12 protein-coding genes and 1 pseudogene are annotated in these 15590 nt (G+C 65.6%); 10 read left to right on the top strand and 3 right to left on the bottom strand.

What is annotated here, in order from left to right; genetic code table 11:
• Positions 1-133: 133 nt before the first annotated feature.
• The 3 genes from NA11_RS19745 to NA11_RS19735 all read left to right on the top strand — a co-directional run bounded on the left by NA11_RS19745 (position 134) and on the right by NA11_RS19735 (position 4054).
• Positions 134-2386, top strand: coding sequence for a glycoside hydrolase family 31 protein (locus NA11_RS19745; RefSeq protein ID WP_069163425.1), 2253 nt, complete (start codon positions 134-136; stop codon positions 2384-2386).
• A 121-nt stretch (positions 2387-2507) separates the two neighbouring features.
• Entirely contained in the window at positions 2508-3167 is a 660-nt protein-coding gene (locus NA11_RS19740; protein WP_069163424.1) for an RraA family protein, read from the top strand.
• Between the two features lie 173 nt (positions 3168-3340).
• Positions 3341-4054, top strand: coding sequence for a VWA domain-containing protein (locus NA11_RS19735; RefSeq protein WP_069163423.1), 714 nt, complete (start codon positions 3341-3343; stop codon positions 4052-4054).
• Between the two features lie 8 nt (positions 4055-4062).
• On the opposite strand, the gene NA11_RS19730 is transcribed toward NA11_RS19735, so the two are convergent.
• A complete protein-coding gene (locus tag NA11_RS19730; RefSeq protein WP_069163422.1) occupies positions 4063-5487 on the bottom strand; it encodes a pyridoxal phosphate-dependent decarboxylase family protein in 1425 nt (474 codons plus the stop codon).
• Positions 5488-5641: 154 nt separating this feature from the next.
• Here NA11_RS19730 and NA11_RS19725 point away from each other — a divergent pair, with 154 nt between their 5' ends.
• The 3 genes from NA11_RS19725 (at position 5642) to NA11_RS19715 (ending at position 9004) form a co-directional block, all read left to right on the top strand.
• Positions 5642-6121: a MarR family winged helix-turn-helix transcriptional regulator gene (locus NA11_RS19725; RefSeq protein WP_084654808.1), complete on the top strand. Its 480-nt coding sequence runs from the start codon at positions 5642-5644 to the stop codon at positions 6119-6121.
• A gap of 5 nt (positions 6122-6126) precedes the next feature.
• The gene (locus tag NA11_RS19720; protein ID WP_069163421.1) at positions 6127-6708 is read left to right on the top strand and encodes a TerD family protein; all 582 of its coding nucleotides are present in this window, start codon (positions 6127-6129) and stop codon (positions 6706-6708) included.
• A 193-nt stretch (positions 6709-6901) separates the two neighbouring features.
• Positions 6902-9004, top strand: a complete 2103-nt coding sequence (locus NA11_RS19715; protein ID WP_069163420.1) for a prolyl oligopeptidase family serine peptidase — start codon at positions 6902-6904, stop codon at positions 9002-9004.
• Between the two features lie 7 nt (positions 9005-9011).
• Here NA11_RS19715 and NA11_RS19710 read toward each other — a convergent pair whose 3' ends face one another.
• On the bottom strand, positions 9012-9764 hold the full coding sequence (locus NA11_RS19710) for a PIG-L deacetylase family protein (protein ID WP_069163419.1): 753 nt from the start codon (positions 9762-9764) through the stop codon (positions 9012-9014).
• A gap of 477 nt (positions 9765-10241) precedes the next feature.
• On the opposite strand from NA11_RS19710, the gene NA11_RS19705 reads away from it, so the two are divergent.
• Together NA11_RS19705 and NA11_RS19700 are read left to right on the top strand one after the other, a co-directional pair.
• A complete protein-coding gene (locus NA11_RS19705; RefSeq protein WP_069163418.1) occupies positions 10242-11804 on the top strand; it encodes a peptide ABC transporter substrate-binding protein in 1563 nt (520 codons plus the stop codon).
• A gap of 199 nt (positions 11805-12003) precedes the next feature.
• Positions 12004-13611 carry a peptide ABC transporter substrate-binding protein gene (locus tag NA11_RS19700; protein WP_069163417.1) on the top strand — a complete coding sequence of 536 codons (1608 nt, stop codon included), beginning with the start codon at positions 12004-12006 and terminating at the stop codon, positions 13609-13611.
• Between the two features lie 49 nt (positions 13612-13660).
• Here NA11_RS19700 and NA11_RS19695 read toward each other — a convergent pair whose 3' ends face one another.
• Complete coding sequence (locus NA11_RS19695; RefSeq protein WP_069163416.1) at positions 13661-14410, bottom strand: SDR family oxidoreductase; 750 nt, start codon at positions 14408-14410, stop codon at positions 13661-13663.
• Positions 14411-14579: 169 nt separating this feature from the next.
• Between NA11_RS19695 and NA11_RS19690 the strand changes: the two genes are divergently transcribed.
• Complete coding sequence (locus NA11_RS19690; RefSeq protein WP_069163415.1) at positions 14580-15170, top strand: DUF6801 domain-containing protein; 591 nt, start codon at positions 14580-14582, stop codon at positions 15168-15170.
• Between the two features lie 68 nt (positions 15171-15238).
• Positions 15239-15382 (top strand): annotated as a pseudogene (locus NA11_RS44895) (transcriptional regulator); the annotation flags it as partial.
• Positions 15383-15590: the final 208 nt, after the last annotated feature.

Here is a 15590-nt window from a genome sequence, read left to right as displayed (position 1 = left end):
CGCCAGCGGTTTTCATCTCCACACCGGAACTGAAACCTATTGTCATGCAGGGGATTTCGATGTTGGCGAGGTGTTTGGTGGGCTATACATGAGGCGGCACTGAATGCTCATCCGCGCGTGAAAGGCCTCTATAATGCGCAGAATTACGCACCTGGCGTTGGGGGTGCTGGTTGTTGCCTGCACCTTCGTCACGCCACCCGCTGCGCTGGCGGATTCGTCCGCCGGGCAGCTGGGAGATCTCAGCAAGGTTGTCGACGACGGTCCTCGGGTCATGCTGCACGCGGGTTCGGCTGCGGTGGGGGTGAGTTTTCCGAATCCTGAGGCGGTACGCATCCATCTGGCGCCGGACGGGAAGTTCGCCGACCCGGCAGGCAGCAAGATTGTGCTGCCGCAGAATGTTCCGCCGACCAAGCCCAGTAGGGCCGACAAGGGCGAGTACTGGGCGCTGTCCACCGGGAAGATCACGCTGCGGGCGTATAAGCACCCGTTGCGGTTCGCGTTGTACGACGGCGCGAATGCCAAGCAGATCTGGGCCGAGACGGCTCCGCTGTCCTGGACGGATAAAACCGCCACCCAGAGTCTGGGGCGCGGTGAGCGGGAACAGTTCTTCGGTGGCGGGGAGCAGAACGGGCGGTTCAGCCATCGGGATCAGACCATCAAGATCTTCGCCGATCACAACTGGAACGACGGCGGTGCGCCCAATTCGCAGCCGTTCTATTTGTCCAGCAGCGGATACGGTGTGCTGCGCAATACCTTCGCGCCAGGCAACTACTCGTTCACGAACCCGGTGCGCACCACCCACGAGGAGCGCAGGTTCGACGCGGTCTATGTGGTCGGCGATGGTCCGAAGGGGGTGATCTCCGCCTACACCGGGCTGGTCGGGCGGCCGTTCCTGCCGCCGATCTACGGGCTGGAGATGGGCGACTCCGATTGCTATCTGCACAACGCCAATCGGGGCGAGCGGCACACCCTCGATGCGGTGAAGATCGCCGACGAGTACGTGAAGAACAAGATGCCGAACGGCTGGATGCTGGTCAACGACGGCTACGGCTGCGGCTACGAGAATTTGAAGCAGGTCGGCGAGGGACTCCGCAAGGACAACATGCAGCTCGGGCTGTGGACCGAGAACGGACTGCCGCATCAGGCCGAGGAGGTCGCCGCAGGCGTGCGGGTGCGCAAGTTGGATGTGGCCTGGGTCGGACCCGGTTACGAGTTCGCCCTCGACGGGTGCGATGCCGCGCACAAGGGCATCGAGGCGAACAGCGACGCACGCGGTTTCGTCTGGACACCGGTGAGTTGGGCTGGGGCGCAACGCTGTGCGGTGCTGTGGAGCGGTGACCAGTCCGGCACCTACGACTACATCCGCTGGCAGATTCCCACCTACGCGGGCGCGGCGATGTCGGGCATCGCGTACAACACCGGTGACGTCGACGGGATCTTCAACGGCAGCGCGCGCACGTACACCAGGGATCTGCAGTGGAAAGCGTTCCTGCCCACCATCATGACGATGGACGGCTGGGCGCCCAAGGACAAGCAGCCGTGGCGCTACGGCGAGCCGTACACCGAGATCAATCGAAAGTACTTGCAGCTCAAGGAGCGACTGCTGCCCTACACCTACACCCATTCGGTGGAGGCGCACCGCACCGGTGTCGGCCAGGTCCGACCGCTTGCGCTCGAATACCCGAACGACCCCAACACCTGGGGCGATCAGGCGAAGTACGAATTCCTTTCCGGTAGAGACTTTCTCGTCGCGCCGGTGTACACCGACGCCGAGGTGCGGGACGGCATCTATCTGCCGGAAGGCACCTGGGTCGACTACTGGACCGGCAAGACCTGGACCGGGCCGACCACGGTGAACGGGTACGCGGCCGGGTTGGACAGGTTGCCGCTGTTCGTCCGGGCGGGCGCGGTGGTGCCGATGTGGGCCGAGGGCACCCAGTCCTGGCAGACCCGCGACAAGTCCGTGCTGAACGTGGACGTCTACCCCAAGGGCAAGAACAGCTTCACGCTGGTCGAGGACGACGGGGTGACCCGCGGCTATCAGCGCGGTGAGCAGTCCAGTCAGGTGTTCACCGTGCAGGCGCCCGGATCCGGCCGTGGCACAGTCGAAGTGCGCATCGGCGCGACCGAGGGGTCCTACCCCGGCAAGGTGGCCGCCCGGCGCTACGAGCTGGCCGTGCATTCGAGTTCCGCACCGAACGAAGTACGCACCGACCTCGGCAAGCTGGAGAAGCGAGCCAGCCGCGCCGATCTCGACAAGGCGCGTAATGGTTGGTGGTACGACCCGAAGGATCGCGGCGGGGTCGTCTATGTCAAGACCGATCCGGTGAACGCCACGTCCGCCTCGACGGTCACGCTACGTGGCACGACCGCTGTGGGCGGTTAGCCTGGCGAACCCGCGGAAGGCGAGCACCGGTCGGGGGCTCGCCTTCCGTGGTTTACCCGCTGTCGGCGTCAGTAGAGTCGACCCGACCGCACATTCTCCGAGCCTCGAAGGGGCGTCGCCGATGCTTGCCGATCATCTTGCCGCGAAGTTCCGATCCGTCGACACGACGGCGCTCTGCGACGCCGACAAGTCGACGCGCGTGCTGGACAGCGGTATTCGGCTCCGCTCCGCCGAGTCACGCATTGCCGGAACGGCTTTCACGGTGCGCTGCCGCGGCGACTTCTTCGGCGTGCTGCGCGCCGTCGAATCCGCCGCGCCGGGTGACGTCATCGTCGTCGACGGTGGCGGCACCGACATCGCCTTCGCCGGAGAGCTTTTCGCCCGTGGCGCGCTCGTCCGGCAGCTCGGCGGCATCATTGTCGATGGCGGATACCGCGATATCGGGTATGTCCGTGACTGCCCGCTCCCGATCTACAGCCGGTTCGTCACCCCGATGGCGGGCACGACTGCCGACCTCGGCGAACTACAGATCCCGGTGGAGTGCGGTGGCGTTCAGGTGGCTCCCGGTGACCTGATCCTCGCCGACGAGGAAGGCATCATCGTCGTAGACCCGGGTCGGATCGAGGCACTCCTCGATGCCGCGGCAGGCGTCAAGGCGGCCGAGGCCATGGTCGTCGAGAAGCTGGACGCTGGTTCGACATTGAGCGAGGCGATCAACGTCGCCGCGCACGCCGAGGCCCTGCGTCAAGGAGAACCGTCTGCCCTCGCCTTCCTGGTCTGAGTGCGACGGAAGGCCCCGCTTTCGGCAGTATCGACGCTGGACAGTGCGATATTCTCCAAGCGGGGGATAGGACGTTCCCTCGGAAGGACGTCGCATCAATGCTGACTCTTCGGCACGCTCGCGCGCGACAATCCCACCGGCGCCGCGCGGACACCTGGTCGAGGTCGGTGACCATGGTGTCGATACTGGCCTTCGCGGTCGGGGCTTCGGCCTGTGGTCGAGAGGTTCCCGGTACCCACACCGCAGGTAAGTGCGACGCCGCGGTGATCCTCCTGTTCGATGTGTCGCTCTCGATGCAGGCGACCGACGTGGCGCCGACCAGATTGGTGGTCGCGCAGCAGGCGAGCACCGTCTTCGCCACCAAGCTGCCGCCCGAGACACTGCTCGGATTGGTCGAATTCGCAGGCACCGGCGTAACGCTCGTGGCACCGAGCACGGATCGCGACGCCGTCAAGGCGGCGCTCGCCAAGTTCGAGCTGAAGGAACGCACCGCGACGGGCGAGGGCATCTACAAAGCGCTCGACGCCTTGTCGGCCGCGGGCCCGACACCGCAACCTGCCCAGATCGTGCTGCTTTCCGATGGCAAGCAGACGGTTCCGGCGGGTCTCGACGAGCCGCGCGGCGCGTACCCGGCCGCGCGCGACGCCAAGCAGCAGCACATCCGGATCTCGACCATTGCGCTCGGGACGAAAGCGGGCACGATCGAGGTTCCGGGGAGTCCGCCGTCGAACGGTGCCGACCCGCCGCCGACCGGCCACCGCGTTCCAGTGCCTGCTGAGCACGACTCACTCCGCGAGATCGCCCGCCTGACGGATGGCACCTTCCATACCGCGACCGACCTCGACGAATTGACCAAGGCGTTCGACCTGGTGACGTGCCGCAGGTGAGCGAAACCCTATAGCCGCGGACCGATCTCGCGGATGACGTGGACGAGCAGGTCCGCCTCCGGATCGGTGATGCGCCAGTTGACGAAGGTGGGTCGCAGCGCGGTCATGCCCCGATAGGTGGTCGTGCCGACATAGACGCGTCCGTCCTCGAGTATCGCCGCGCCGAGCCGCGCGTTGAGGTCGTTCAACTCTGCTTCCGGAACGCCGGGCGGCCGGTAGCGAAAGCACGTGACGCACAACTGCACTGGCGCGAGCAGCTCGAAATCCGGCGCCTCATCGACGACCCGGCCGAGATGGGCCGCCACGTCGAGGTGGCGCTCCACCATCTCCTGATAGCCGACTCGGCCGTACGCGCGCAGCGTCGCCCAGATCGGGAATGCGCGAGCCCGGCGCGAGGATTCGGGGCCGTGCATGTTGTAGCTGATCTGCTCGTCGTCGAGCGTCGGCAAGTAGGCCGCACCCCAACTGCCGAAGGTCTTACCGAGCGCGGTGCTGTCGTTGACGAACGAAAAGCCGCTCTCCTGCGGCACATTCAGCCATTTGTGACCGTCGCCGGTGATCGAGTCGGCCCGCTCGATGCCGCGCGCCAGCCCCGCTGTGCGTGGCGACACCGCCGCGAACAGTCCGAACGCGCCGTCGACATGCAGCCAGGCGCCATACTTTTCGGCAAGGTCGGCCATCGCGCTGATCGGGTCGCTGTCGCCGGTATTGACCTCACCCAGGTTCGCGACCAGCACCGCGGGCGCACCGTCGAGTGCCTGCAATGCTTGCTCGAGCGCCGGCAGATCGACCCGCCCCGCATCGTCACGAGAGAAGGTGCGCACCGTATCTCGCCCGCAGCCGAGAATCTGCAAAGCCTTGCGGGTGCTCGCGTGCACCAGTCCGCTGGACAGCACCGGCAGCTGCGGCAATCCCGCCAGGCCGTCCGCGACGACGTCGACCCCGTGCCGTTCGGCCCACCAGCGCCTGGCGGCAGCCAGCCCGGTCAGATTCGCGAAGGTGGCGCTCGGGGTGAGCACCGCGCCGAACTCCGGTGGCAGGCCGAACAACTCCTTGAGCCAGCCGAGCACGACGGTTTCGGTGCGCGACGCCAGCGGCGAGCTGACCCACAGTCCCGCGTTCTGGTCGAGCAGGGTGGCGATCCAGTCGCCCGCCATCGCGGCAGGCGTCGCCCCGCCGACCACGAGATGGAAGAAGCGCGGCCCGGCCGTGTGGATCGCGGCCTTGGTGCCGACCGCGAGCAACTGCTCGACGGCCGCCATGGTGCCGTCACCCTGCTCGGGCAGCGGCCCGGTGAGTTCCTCGATGAGCGAGTCGAGCGCGGTGTCGTGCACCAGTCGCTCCGGCAGACTGTTCAGATACGGTTCCGCCGCGTGGTGTACCAACTCCAGCGCGGGTGCCGCGATATCCTGTTCCTTCAGCGGATCGGCCATGCCTCACCGAACCGCGCGCCGGTCGGTTTGTAAAGAGCCAGTTGGCCAAGGCTTTTGGCGAATGGCCTGCGAGGCCAGCCGAAATCGCGCCCAGCAATTTCGAGTGTCAAAGTAACTTTCTACGTGTCTCCAAGTAGCTGGCTAGACTGTTGTCGTGACAGCGGAACTGCGCGACGCGGACCTGGGTTACCTCCTGCTCACCGAGCTCCGCTCGGTCACCGATCAACTCGACGCCGCGTTGGTGAGCGTCCTGCGGGAGTTGGATCTCACCGCGCCCTCCGCCAATGTTTTGTGGCACCTGGCTCCGACGTCGCCGCCACCATCGATGTCCGAGCTCGCACGCCGCACCTGCAGCGATCCGTCGACGGTCACCTTCATCATCGACAAGCTGGAGAAGCGCGGCATCGTCGAGCGCAGGCCTGGGCCAGGCGACAAGCGGGTGAAGGTCGTCGCGCTCAGCACCTCGGGCCTGACGCACCGCGAAAAGCTGGTCGACGCCATGACATCGCACTCCCCGCTGCGGCGATTATCCGCCAAGGAGCAGCGCCAACTGCACCGGTTGCTGGCAAAGGCTGCCTCGCTGCGTACGAGAGTTGCTCCGCCCCTTGAAAATACCGAATCGCGACTAGTCTGAGACGCATGATCACGCTCAAAAAAGAAGACGGCGCCGCGGATCTCGCAGGTGTCACCAAACTTAGTGTCGGGGTGAGCTGGGATCCGTCGGCGGGGACCAGTGGCGGGGCATTGGGTCTGTTGCGCCGCAAGCGCGGTGTCGACCTGGACCTGATCGCCATTCTCATGCAAGGCAGCGAGCCGGTGCGATTCGCCGGACTCGACTCGCTCGACCCGCTCGGCAACGGATCGGTGCTGCACACCGGCGACGAGCAGACCGGTGCCGCGGCCGGCGACGACGAGACCGTGCACGTCACCTTCGAGAATGTGCCCGGCGGCATCGACGCCATCGTGTTCGTGGCCGCGGCGTTCAAGAAGGGTTCGTCGTTCGAGAAGGCGAACAACGTAAGTTTCAAGGTCTACGACGCGAGCGGCGGCAGCAGCCAGCAGGTCGCCGACATCTGGCCGTCGCTGCTCGGCGCCGACAACGCCAACGCGATCGCCCGTGCGTTCCGCAACGGCGCCACCTGGCAGCTGGAGGTGCTCGACCGCAAGGGCAAGATCAAGCAGGGGGACAAGCAGGCGCTGCTGCGCTTCGCGCTGCAATAGGCGGTCGCGCTGCCCAGGTCGTCGGGTCAGCTGATCGAATCGCCGCAGGCCCAGCGGGAGTGAGATCAGCTGACCTGCGCACGGCCAGCCGCGACACGTCAACGCCCGAGGTCGGCAGGCTGCCGAGCGCGACTCGGTAGGCTGTGCAGACAGCTCGATCGACGCGGGCGACGGGTATTCCGCAGGGGGGTACATGAGTGCTATAGGCCTGCGAGTCGGCGCGGTGGCGCTTGTCCTGATGATCGCGGCATGCGGGAAAGACACGGCGCCCGACGATCCGTTCCGCTGGCTGGAGGAACTCGACAGTCCACGAGCCATGGCCTGGGTGGCGGCCGAGAACGCCAAGACGCTCGGTGTGCTGGAGCAGGATCCGCGCTACGCCGACAACCTGGCGCTGGCCACCGAACTCGGCAACGCGCCCGATCGCCTTCCGACGCCGGCACTCGCCGACGGCATGGTCGGGAACTTCTGGCAGGACCCCGACCATCTGCGCGGTATCTGGCGCACCACCTCCGTCGCGGACTACGAGACGCCACAACCGAACTGGACCACCGTGCTCGATCTGGACCAGGTGGCGAAGGCGGAGGGCAAGGACTGGGTGTGGCAAGGCGGGGACTGCGCCCCTGTCAACAGGGACCGCTGTTTGGTCTCGCTGTCGGAGGGCGGCGAGGACGCCGTGACGATTCGCGAATTCGATACCGGCGCACGTGCTTTCGTATCCGACGGCTTCGTGCTGCCGCGCGGCAAGCAGTCCGTCGCCTGGGTCGATGACAACACGCTGCTGGTATCGCGGGAATGGCAGCACGGGGAGACGACCGCCTCGGGGTATCCGTTCATCGTCAAGCAGGTGCGCCGCGGCCAAGCCCTGGCCGACGCCGCCGAAATCGTGCGCGGCGGCAAGGCGGACGACGTGAGCACCGCGCCGATACTGCTCGACAACGGAACCGGCCGCAGGATGAACATGGTCATCCGCGGCCGCTCCTTCTACGACCACGAATTCACCCTGCTCACCGGGTCCGGTCCGGCCAGGCTCGCGCTACCACCGAAATCGGCGGTGGCAGGCATGGTCGGCGATCGCATTCTGGTGTCGCTGCACCAGGATTGGACGACCGAGGGCTCGACCTTTCGGGCGGGTGCGCTGATCTCCTTGAACGCCGACGAGGTGGCCGAGGACCCCCAGCGGCTGCGTGCCACCTCGATCTATCTGCCAGGACCGACGGAGGCACTGGACAACGTACTGACGACCCGCGACCACGTGATCGTCCTGTCGTTGAACGACGTCCGCGGCCGCGCCACCGTCCACACCCCGCAACCGGACGGCTCGTGGTCCGGCGCGCCGGTTCCGTTGCCCGACAACACGACCATCGCTCCCATCGATGCGGACGACCGAGGCAATACCGCGTATCTGATGGTCACCTCGTTCTTGTCGCCGGACACCGTGTGGAGCCTGGACACTGCCACCGGTGTGGTCCGGCCGGTGAAAAGCACACCACCGCGGTTCGATGCGTCGCGATTCGTGGTCGAGCAGCGCAAGGCCGTCTCGTCCGACGGCACCCAAGTGCCGTACTTCGTCGTGCACGCCGCTGACCTGACGTTCGACGGCAACACGCCGACGATCATGTCCGGCTATGGCGGGTTCGGCCTTTCTCAAACGCCCTACTACGACGAGACACTCGGTCGCCTCTGGCTGGAACGCGGTGGTGCGTTCGTGGTCGCGAACATCCGAGGCGGCGGTGAATACGGACCGGCCTGGCACGAGGCCGCACTCACCACCAACCGGCAGCGCGCGTTCGATGATTTCGCCGCCGTCGGTAGGGATGTGATCGACCGCAAGCTCACTTCGCCGCGGCGGCTCGGCATCATCGGCGGCTCCAACGGTGGCCTGCTGGTCGGCGTCGAATCGACCCAGCATCCGCAGCTGTGGAACGCGGTCGACATCCAGGTGCCGCTGCTCGACATGATGCGCTACGAGCAGATCGCCGCAGGCGCGTCCTGGGTCGGCGAGTACGGCAGCGTCAACGACCCTGCCCAGCGTGCCTTCCTCGAATCCATCTCGCCCTACGCGCAATTGCGTGCGGGCGTGCAGTACCCGGAACCGTTCGTCTGGACCAGCACCAAGGACGACCGCGTCGGCCCGCAGCACGCCCGCAAGTTCGCTGCCCGCCTGGCCGAGCTCGGCGTCCCCTACCTGTTCTATGAGGCCACCGCCGGCGGCCACGGCTATGGCGCCAACATCGACGAGCGGGCGCACACCAGCGTCCTCGAATACACCTACTTCATGCGCAGGCTGATGTGACGCTCACCTAGACGAAGAAGGTCTCCGTTGTGCCGGTGAAGCGGTCGATGACGTGCGGCGGCAGGATCGGGCGGTCGGCGGGATCGGCCGACATCGGCAGGATCTGGCTGTGGAACTGGGCGATGGCGCGCACCTTGGCGTCCACGGCGGGACGCGGGAGCGACAGGGTGCGGGCGCGGCTGCTCGGCACCACCGGATGTTCGGGAGTCGCCCAGTGCCACATCCACACCGGGAACTCGAGCAGCCGGGTCGCAGTGCCCGCGCAGGCCGCGGCGGCCGCGCGGCCGGTGGCTTCGTGATCGGGGTGTCCGTCGCGCCGCCAGCTCGTCGCGCACCACGCACCGGTATGACCGCAGTGGGCGAGGATATCGCCGAGCGCCTCGGTCACCTCCGCCTCGTAGTCGGCGACTTTGCTGTCGGCGATACCTAGTCGAATCGGCGCTGGGACATCCAATTCTCTAGCGGCGCGGCGTGATTCCTGCACGCGCAGCTCGGCGATCCGGGCCGGGGAGTGCGACCGCGAGCTGGGATGGGATGCTTCGCCGTCGGTGACCGAGACGATGGTCACCGGCAGGTTGTTCGAACGGGCCAGCGCGATCAGGCCGCCGACGCCGAGCACCTCGTCGTCAGGGTGCGGCGCGACGACGATCAGGTGCCGCCAGCCGGTGAGGGACAGTTCGGGCCTGCTGTGCCGCCACGGGTTCCAGACACGTTCGGGTGTGCCGCGGGCGGCAAGATTGATCAGCGGTTCGGCGACCATGAAAACCTCCAGCTCTCGGCCACGGCAATTACTGTCGAGTCGGCGCACATGAGCGGCAAAGCCTTGCGATGCACGCACTGTTCGGCGCGCGGAGGTGGGGATGCGGAATGTCTCGTGGCCACTCTATCGGTGAACCGCCAACCAGCACGCGTGACACAAGGTCGAACTGCTGTCCGTTTTCGCAGGTGCCGAAAGTCTCCGGGCGCGCGTGCGCGCAGAGACGACTCGTTCATGGCTCTCGGCTACCCGCCGACGTCGCGCGCAAACAGACTTCGGCGCGATGCTGGTCAGCGGCAGATCATCGGTGGATCCCATGACAATTGTCGCGGGAATGGTTAATGTCCGAGGACATTCCAAGGCGGTCGGGTTGGCGCACGGTGAGGTTGGGTCGTGCGCCGGAGGGTCCCGGTGGCCTGTTCGAAATCGGGAGAAGGCGTGAGATTCACAAGAGCTGGTGCGCTGCTAGCGGCGGCCCTGATGGCCACAAGCCTCGGGCTGACCGCGTGTTCGTCGGACGATAGTGCTGATTCGAGCATCGTCACCACGAACGCGGGCGAGCCGCAGAATCCGTTGGTGCCGACCAACACGAACGAGAACATGGGCGGGCGTGTCGTCGACCGGCTGTGGTCCGGTCTGAAGTACTACGACGCCAACGGTGTCGCGCACAACGAGGTCGCGCAGTCGATCGAGTCGACCGACCGGAAGAACTACAAGATCACCCTGAAGGACTGGAAGTTCTCCGACGGCACCCCGGTCACCGCGAAGTCGTTCGTCGACGCGTGGAACTTCGGTGCGCTCAGCACCAACGCCCAACTGCAGAGCTACGTGTTCAGCCCGATCAAGGGCTTCAAGGACGTTTCCGCGGAAAAGCCAACGGCACAGACCATGTCGGGCCTGAAGGTGGTCGACGACCGTACCTTCACCGTTGAGCTCGAAGCACCGTCCATCGACTTCGAGACCGGCCTCGGCTTCGCGCCGTTCTACCCGCTGCCCGAGGCCGCGTACAAGGACATCAAGGCCTACGGCGAGAACCCGATCGGCAACGGCCCGTACAAGTTCGCGAGCAACGGTGCCTGGCAGCACAACGTGCAGATCGACCTGGTGCCGAACCCGGAGTACAAGGGCGGGCGCCCGGCCAAGAACAAGGGCCTGCGGTTCGTGATGTACCAGACCTTCGAGACCGCGTACCAGGACCTGTTGGCAGGCAACCTGGACAGCCTCGATGTCATCCCGGACGGCGCGCTGGCCACGTACAAGAAGGAACTCGGCGACCGCGCGATCACCAAGCCGATCGCCTACAAGGCTGCCATCGGTATTCAGACGACCACTCCGCACTTCGGTGGCGAGGAGGGCGTGCTGCGGCGCAAGGCGATCTCGATGGCGATCAACCGGGAACAGATCTCCGAGAACATCTTCCACGGCACCAGGGTCCCGGCCAAGGACTTCACTGCGAGCACGCTGCCCGGTTTCAACGGCAACCTGCCCGGCTCCGAGGTGCTGAAGTACAACCCGGAGGAGGCGAAGAAGGTGTGGGCTCAGGCCAACGCCATTTCGCCGTGGTCGGGCACCTACGAGATCGCCTATAACTCCGACGGCGGCCATCAGGGCTGGATCGAAGCCACGGCGAACAGCATCAAGAACACCCTCGGCATCGAGGCGGTCGGTACGCCGTACCCGACGTTCAAGAACATCAGGGATCTGATCAACGGCAAGACCATCAACAAGGCGTTCCGCTACGGCTGGCAGGGTGATTACCCGACGATGCTGCAGTTCCTCACCGCGCAGTACTACAGCTTCTCCGAGACCAACAACGTCAACTACAACAGCCCGGAGTTCGACAAGCTGCTGAACGACGCGCTGGCGGCGTCGACTCAGGACGAGTCGTACAAGATCATCGCGCAGGCGCAGGCGTTGCTGTTCAAGGACATGGCCGACATCCCGATGTTCGACTACGCGGCCGCGGCCGGTCGCTCGGACAAGGTGAAGAAGGCCGAGATGGCTTGGAACGGTCTGTTCGACTTCGAGGGGATCGAGAAGTAGGGCAGGCACTGAACAAAGGCCCGCTGACGCGAACGCGTCAGCGGGCCTTCGTCTTTCGGACGTACCCGCGTGATCTCGGGACAACTGTCGCCGGAATGGCTACTGTCCGAGGACATTCCAAGGCGGTCGGATTGGGGCGCGGTGCGATCGGGTTCGCGCTCCTGGAATCTCGATGGCCTGTTCGAAATCGGGAGAACGCATGAGATTCACGAGAGCTGGTGCGCTGTTCGCGGCGGCCCTGATGGCCACAAGCCTGGGGTTGGCCGCATGTTCGTCGGACGACGGTGCCGACGCAGGCATCGTGACGGTCAATGCCGGGGAGCCGCAGAACTCGTTGGTGCCGACCAACACCAACGAGAACATGGGCGGCCGGGTGGTCGATCGGCTGTTCGCGGGTTTGAAGTACTACGACGCCAACGGCAAGGCGCACAACGAAGTGGCGGAGTCGATCGAGTCTGCCGACCGGAAGAACTACAAGATCACCATCAAGCCGGGGTGGAAGTTTTCCGACGGCTCGCCGGTCACCTCGAAGTCGTTCGTCGACGCGTGGAACTTCGGTGCGCTCGCCACCAACGCGCAGCTGCAGAACTATGTGTTCGCGGCGATCGTCGGGTTCGACGAGGTACAGGCGGAAAAGCCGGTGGCGCAGACGATGTCGGGGTTGAAGGTGGTCGATGACCGCACCTTCACCGTGGCGCTGAAGCAGCCGTCGATCGACTTCGAGCTCGGACTCGGGTTCCACCCGTTCTTCCCGCTGCCGGAGGCGGCGTTCACGGACCCGAAGGCCTTCGGTGAGAACCCGATCGGCAACGGCCCGTACAAGTTCGCCAGGCAGGGGGCGTGGGAGCACAACGTCAAGATCGACCTGGTTGCCAATCCGGATTACAAAGGTGGCCGCGTACCCAAGAACAAGGGTCTGCGGTTCGTGATGTACCAGTCCTTCGACACCGCCTACCAGGATCTGCTCGCGGGTAATCTCGACGCCCTCGACGTCATTCCCGACTCCGCGATGACCACCTTCGAGAAGGATCTCGGCGAGCGCGCGATCAAGAAGCCGATCGCGTACAAGGCAGCCCTCGGCATCCAACCCAGCGTGCCGCATTTCGGCGGCGCGGAGGGTGTGCTGCGGCGCAGGGCGATCTCGATGGCGATCAACCGCGAGCAGATCTGCCAGAACATCTTCAACGGCACCAGGATTCCGTCGCTCGACTTCACCGCGCGGACACTGCCCGGGTACTCCGACACGGTGCCGGGCAACGAGTCGCTGAAGTACAAGCCGGAGGAGGCAAAGAAGCTGTGGGCCGAGGCCGACGCCATCTCCCCGTGGTCGGGCCGCTACGAGATCGCCTACAACTCCGACGGCGGCCACCAGGCCTGGGTCGAGGCCACGGCGAACAGCATCAAGAACACCCTCGGTATCGATGCCATCGGCACGCCGTATCCGACCTTCAAGAGCATCAGGGACGCGATCGTCGGCAAGACCATCGGCAAGGCGTTCCGACACGGCTGGCAGGGTGACTACCCGACGATGCTGCAGTTCCTCACCTCGCAGTACTACAGCTTTTCCGGGACGAACAGCGTCAAGTACGACAGCAAAGAGTTCGATGGCCTGTTGAATGCCGCGCTGGCCGCCTCCAGCGAGGAGGAGTCCAACAAGATCGTCGCGCAGGCGCAGGCCCTGCTGTTCAAGGACATGGCCGACATCCCGATGTTCGACTATGTCGCCGCGGCGGGCCGGTCGGACAAGGTGAAGAAGGCCGAACTCACCTGGAACGGCCTGTTCAGTTTCGAGGGCATCGAGAAGTAGTAGTTCGGCAAGGCCCGCTGATGCGAACGCATCAGCGGGCCTTCGTCTTTCAGCCCTGCGGGGTCGGAACGACGATCATCTCGGCGATATTCACGCGCTTCGGCGCGGCGACCGCGTAGGCGATCGCGTCCGCGATGTCTTCGGCGACAAGGATTTCCATCTGGCTGCGCCATTCGGCGAGTTCGGTCTTCTGGTCCGGGTCGAGCATGCCTGCGCCGAGTTCGGTGGTGACGAAACCTGGTTCGACGTTCTTCACGCGCACCCCCCGCGGCCCGAACTCCGCTCGCAGATTGCGCGTCAGGTGGGCGACGGCCGCCTTGGTCGCGGTGTAGACGCCGTAGTTGGGAAACACCGTGTGCCCGCCGATGGAGCCGACGTGCAGCAGGTCGGCGCGCTGCCCGTTGTTCGCCGCGGCGAGCAGGTCATCGATGAAAGCCCTTCCGGTGTAGAGCAATCCGTTGATGTTGGTGCCCACCATCTGATCCCATTCGTCGGTCTGCGCCGACTCGAACGGTGCGGCGAGCATCACGCCCGCGTTGGCGACGACGAGATCGACCGGACCGAAGGCCGCCCGCACGGTCGCGGCGGCGTCAAGCACCGACTGCTGGACCGCCACGTCGGCGGCCACCGCGAGCACGTCGCCGCCGATCTCGGCGGCCAGCTCTTCGAGCCGATCCTTGCGCCGCCCGAGCAGGGCGACCTTCGCGCCGTCCGCCGCGAGCCGCTTGGCGGTGGCGGCGCCGATTCCACTGGATGCTCCGGTGACGACCGCGACGCGGCCGGTGAGGTTGTTTGTCATGTCGACAACATTCGTGCTGGTCAGCGTCTGGTGCCAGGCTACGGACTTCCTGGGAGTGGCAGGGCCACCCAGCCCCCATTTCTTGGGCGTGGTCGCCAACTGTGGGGAGGAGGTAGATTCAGCGGCCATAGAGGTCGGCTCGACCTATCGACGAATCTGGAGTCGCTAAATGTCCAGGGTATCAACACCATTCGCGCGTATCGGGATCGCGACCGCGGGGGTGATCACGGTAGTGGCCGCTACGCTGTTCGGGACCGGAGTCGCCAACGCGGACACCCACGTCGACCGCACGTTCGACATGTTCTGTCAGGACCCGAAATTGGCAGGAACGATCACCGCGAAGGTGACCGGAGACCTGCCCGACAGCGTGCCCCCCGGCACCGTATTCGGCAGTCTGACTTTCGAATTCACCGCCGAATTCGGACCTGAGATGGCCAAGGCGATCCGGGCGAAAGGCGGAAGCAGCGCGGTCGGAATATTCGGCACGCAGGTGCACGCCAAAGACAGCGCAGGCAATTTCACGCCGGCGGCGACCGTCGATGTCCGCACCCCCTCCGTTCCGCTGCCGCCGACCGACGTCCCCATGACGTTCACGGGATCAGCAAGCTACCCGCTGCACGCTCCGAACACACCAGGTCCTGCCTCGCTGGTGCTCGCCAGCGCAGCCGTGATTCGTGCCCAGCTCGACACCGGCACCAACGTCGCCTCCCAATGCGGTTTCCGCGGCGACCGCACCCTGGGCGGCTTCACCGTGCGCTAGCTCGGGCACGGACTTCCTGGTAGTAGCGGGGCCACCCAGCCTGTTCGGTGCTGACCTACGCTCGAAGGATGGATTCCGACAATCGACTCGGTGCGTTTCTGCGGGCACGGCGGGAGCTGGTGCGTCCGGAGGATGTCGGGATGTCCGGTGGCGGGCAGCGGCGGGTTGCCGGATTGCGGCGCGAGGAAGTGGCGATGCTTGCCGGGGTCACAGGTTGATTACGCACTCCATATGGGTTCACCTGGCAATAGCGAATTCCAGCTGGCCGTCACCAGCATGTTGCGCTAATTGGCACCGCGCTGGTTCAGCGTCGGATGGGTTCCCGCGCGCCGCGTTCGCGTTCGTCTCGGCCGCCACGGGTCGAGCCCGGTTGCATGGGATACCGGAACAGGGATTCTCGGCCCGGTTCGGGTCGTCGTA

The sequence above is a fragment of the Nocardia altamirensis NBRC 108246 genome (genome assembly GCF_001612685.1).
In the GTDB taxonomy this organism is placed as follows: domain Bacteria; phylum Actinomycetota; class Actinomycetes; order Mycobacteriales; family Mycobacteriaceae; genus Nocardia; species Nocardia altamirensis.
The sequence above is the reverse complement of the archived record's forward strand: the minus strand, read 5'-3'. Positions and strand labels throughout refer to the sequence as shown.

Coding starts and splice junctions, on each gene's coding strand:
- NA11_RS19745 (WP_069163425.1), top strand. CDS start 134: ATGCGCAGAATTACGCACCTGGCGTTGGGGGTGCTGGTTGTTGCCTGC.
- NA11_RS19715 (WP_069163420.1), top strand. CDS start 6,902: ATGAGTGCTATAGGCCTGCGAGTCGGCGCGGTGGCGCTTGTCCTGATG.
- NA11_RS19720 (WP_069163421.1), top strand. CDS start 6,127: ATGATCACGCTCAAAAAAGAAGACGGCGCCGCGGATCTCGCAGGTGTC.
- NA11_RS19695 (WP_069163416.1), bottom strand. CDS start 14,410: ATGACAAACAACCTCACCGGCCGCGTCGCGGTCGTCACCGGAGCATCC.
- NA11_RS19735 (WP_069163423.1), top strand. CDS start 3,341: ATGGTGTCGATACTGGCCTTCGCGGTCGGGGCTTCGGCCTGTGGTCGA.
- NA11_RS19730 (WP_069163422.1), bottom strand. CDS start 5,487: ATGGCCGATCCGCTGAAGGAACAGGATATCGCGGCACCCGCGCTGGAG.
- NA11_RS19690 (WP_069163415.1), top strand. CDS start 14,580: ATGTCCAGGGTATCAACACCATTCGCGCGTATCGGGATCGCGACCGCG.
- NA11_RS19710 (WP_069163419.1), bottom strand. CDS start 9,764: ATGGTCGCCGAACCGCTGATCAATCTTGCCGCCCGCGGCACACCCGAA.
- NA11_RS19705 (WP_069163418.1), top strand. CDS start 10,242: ATGGCCACAAGCCTCGGGCTGACCGCGTGTTCGTCGGACGATAGTGCT.
- NA11_RS19740 (WP_069163424.1), top strand. CDS start 2,508: ATGCTTGCCGATCATCTTGCCGCGAAGTTCCGATCCGTCGACACGACG.
- NA11_RS19700 (WP_069163417.1), top strand. CDS start 12,004: ATGAGATTCACGAGAGCTGGTGCGCTGTTCGCGGCGGCCCTGATGGCC.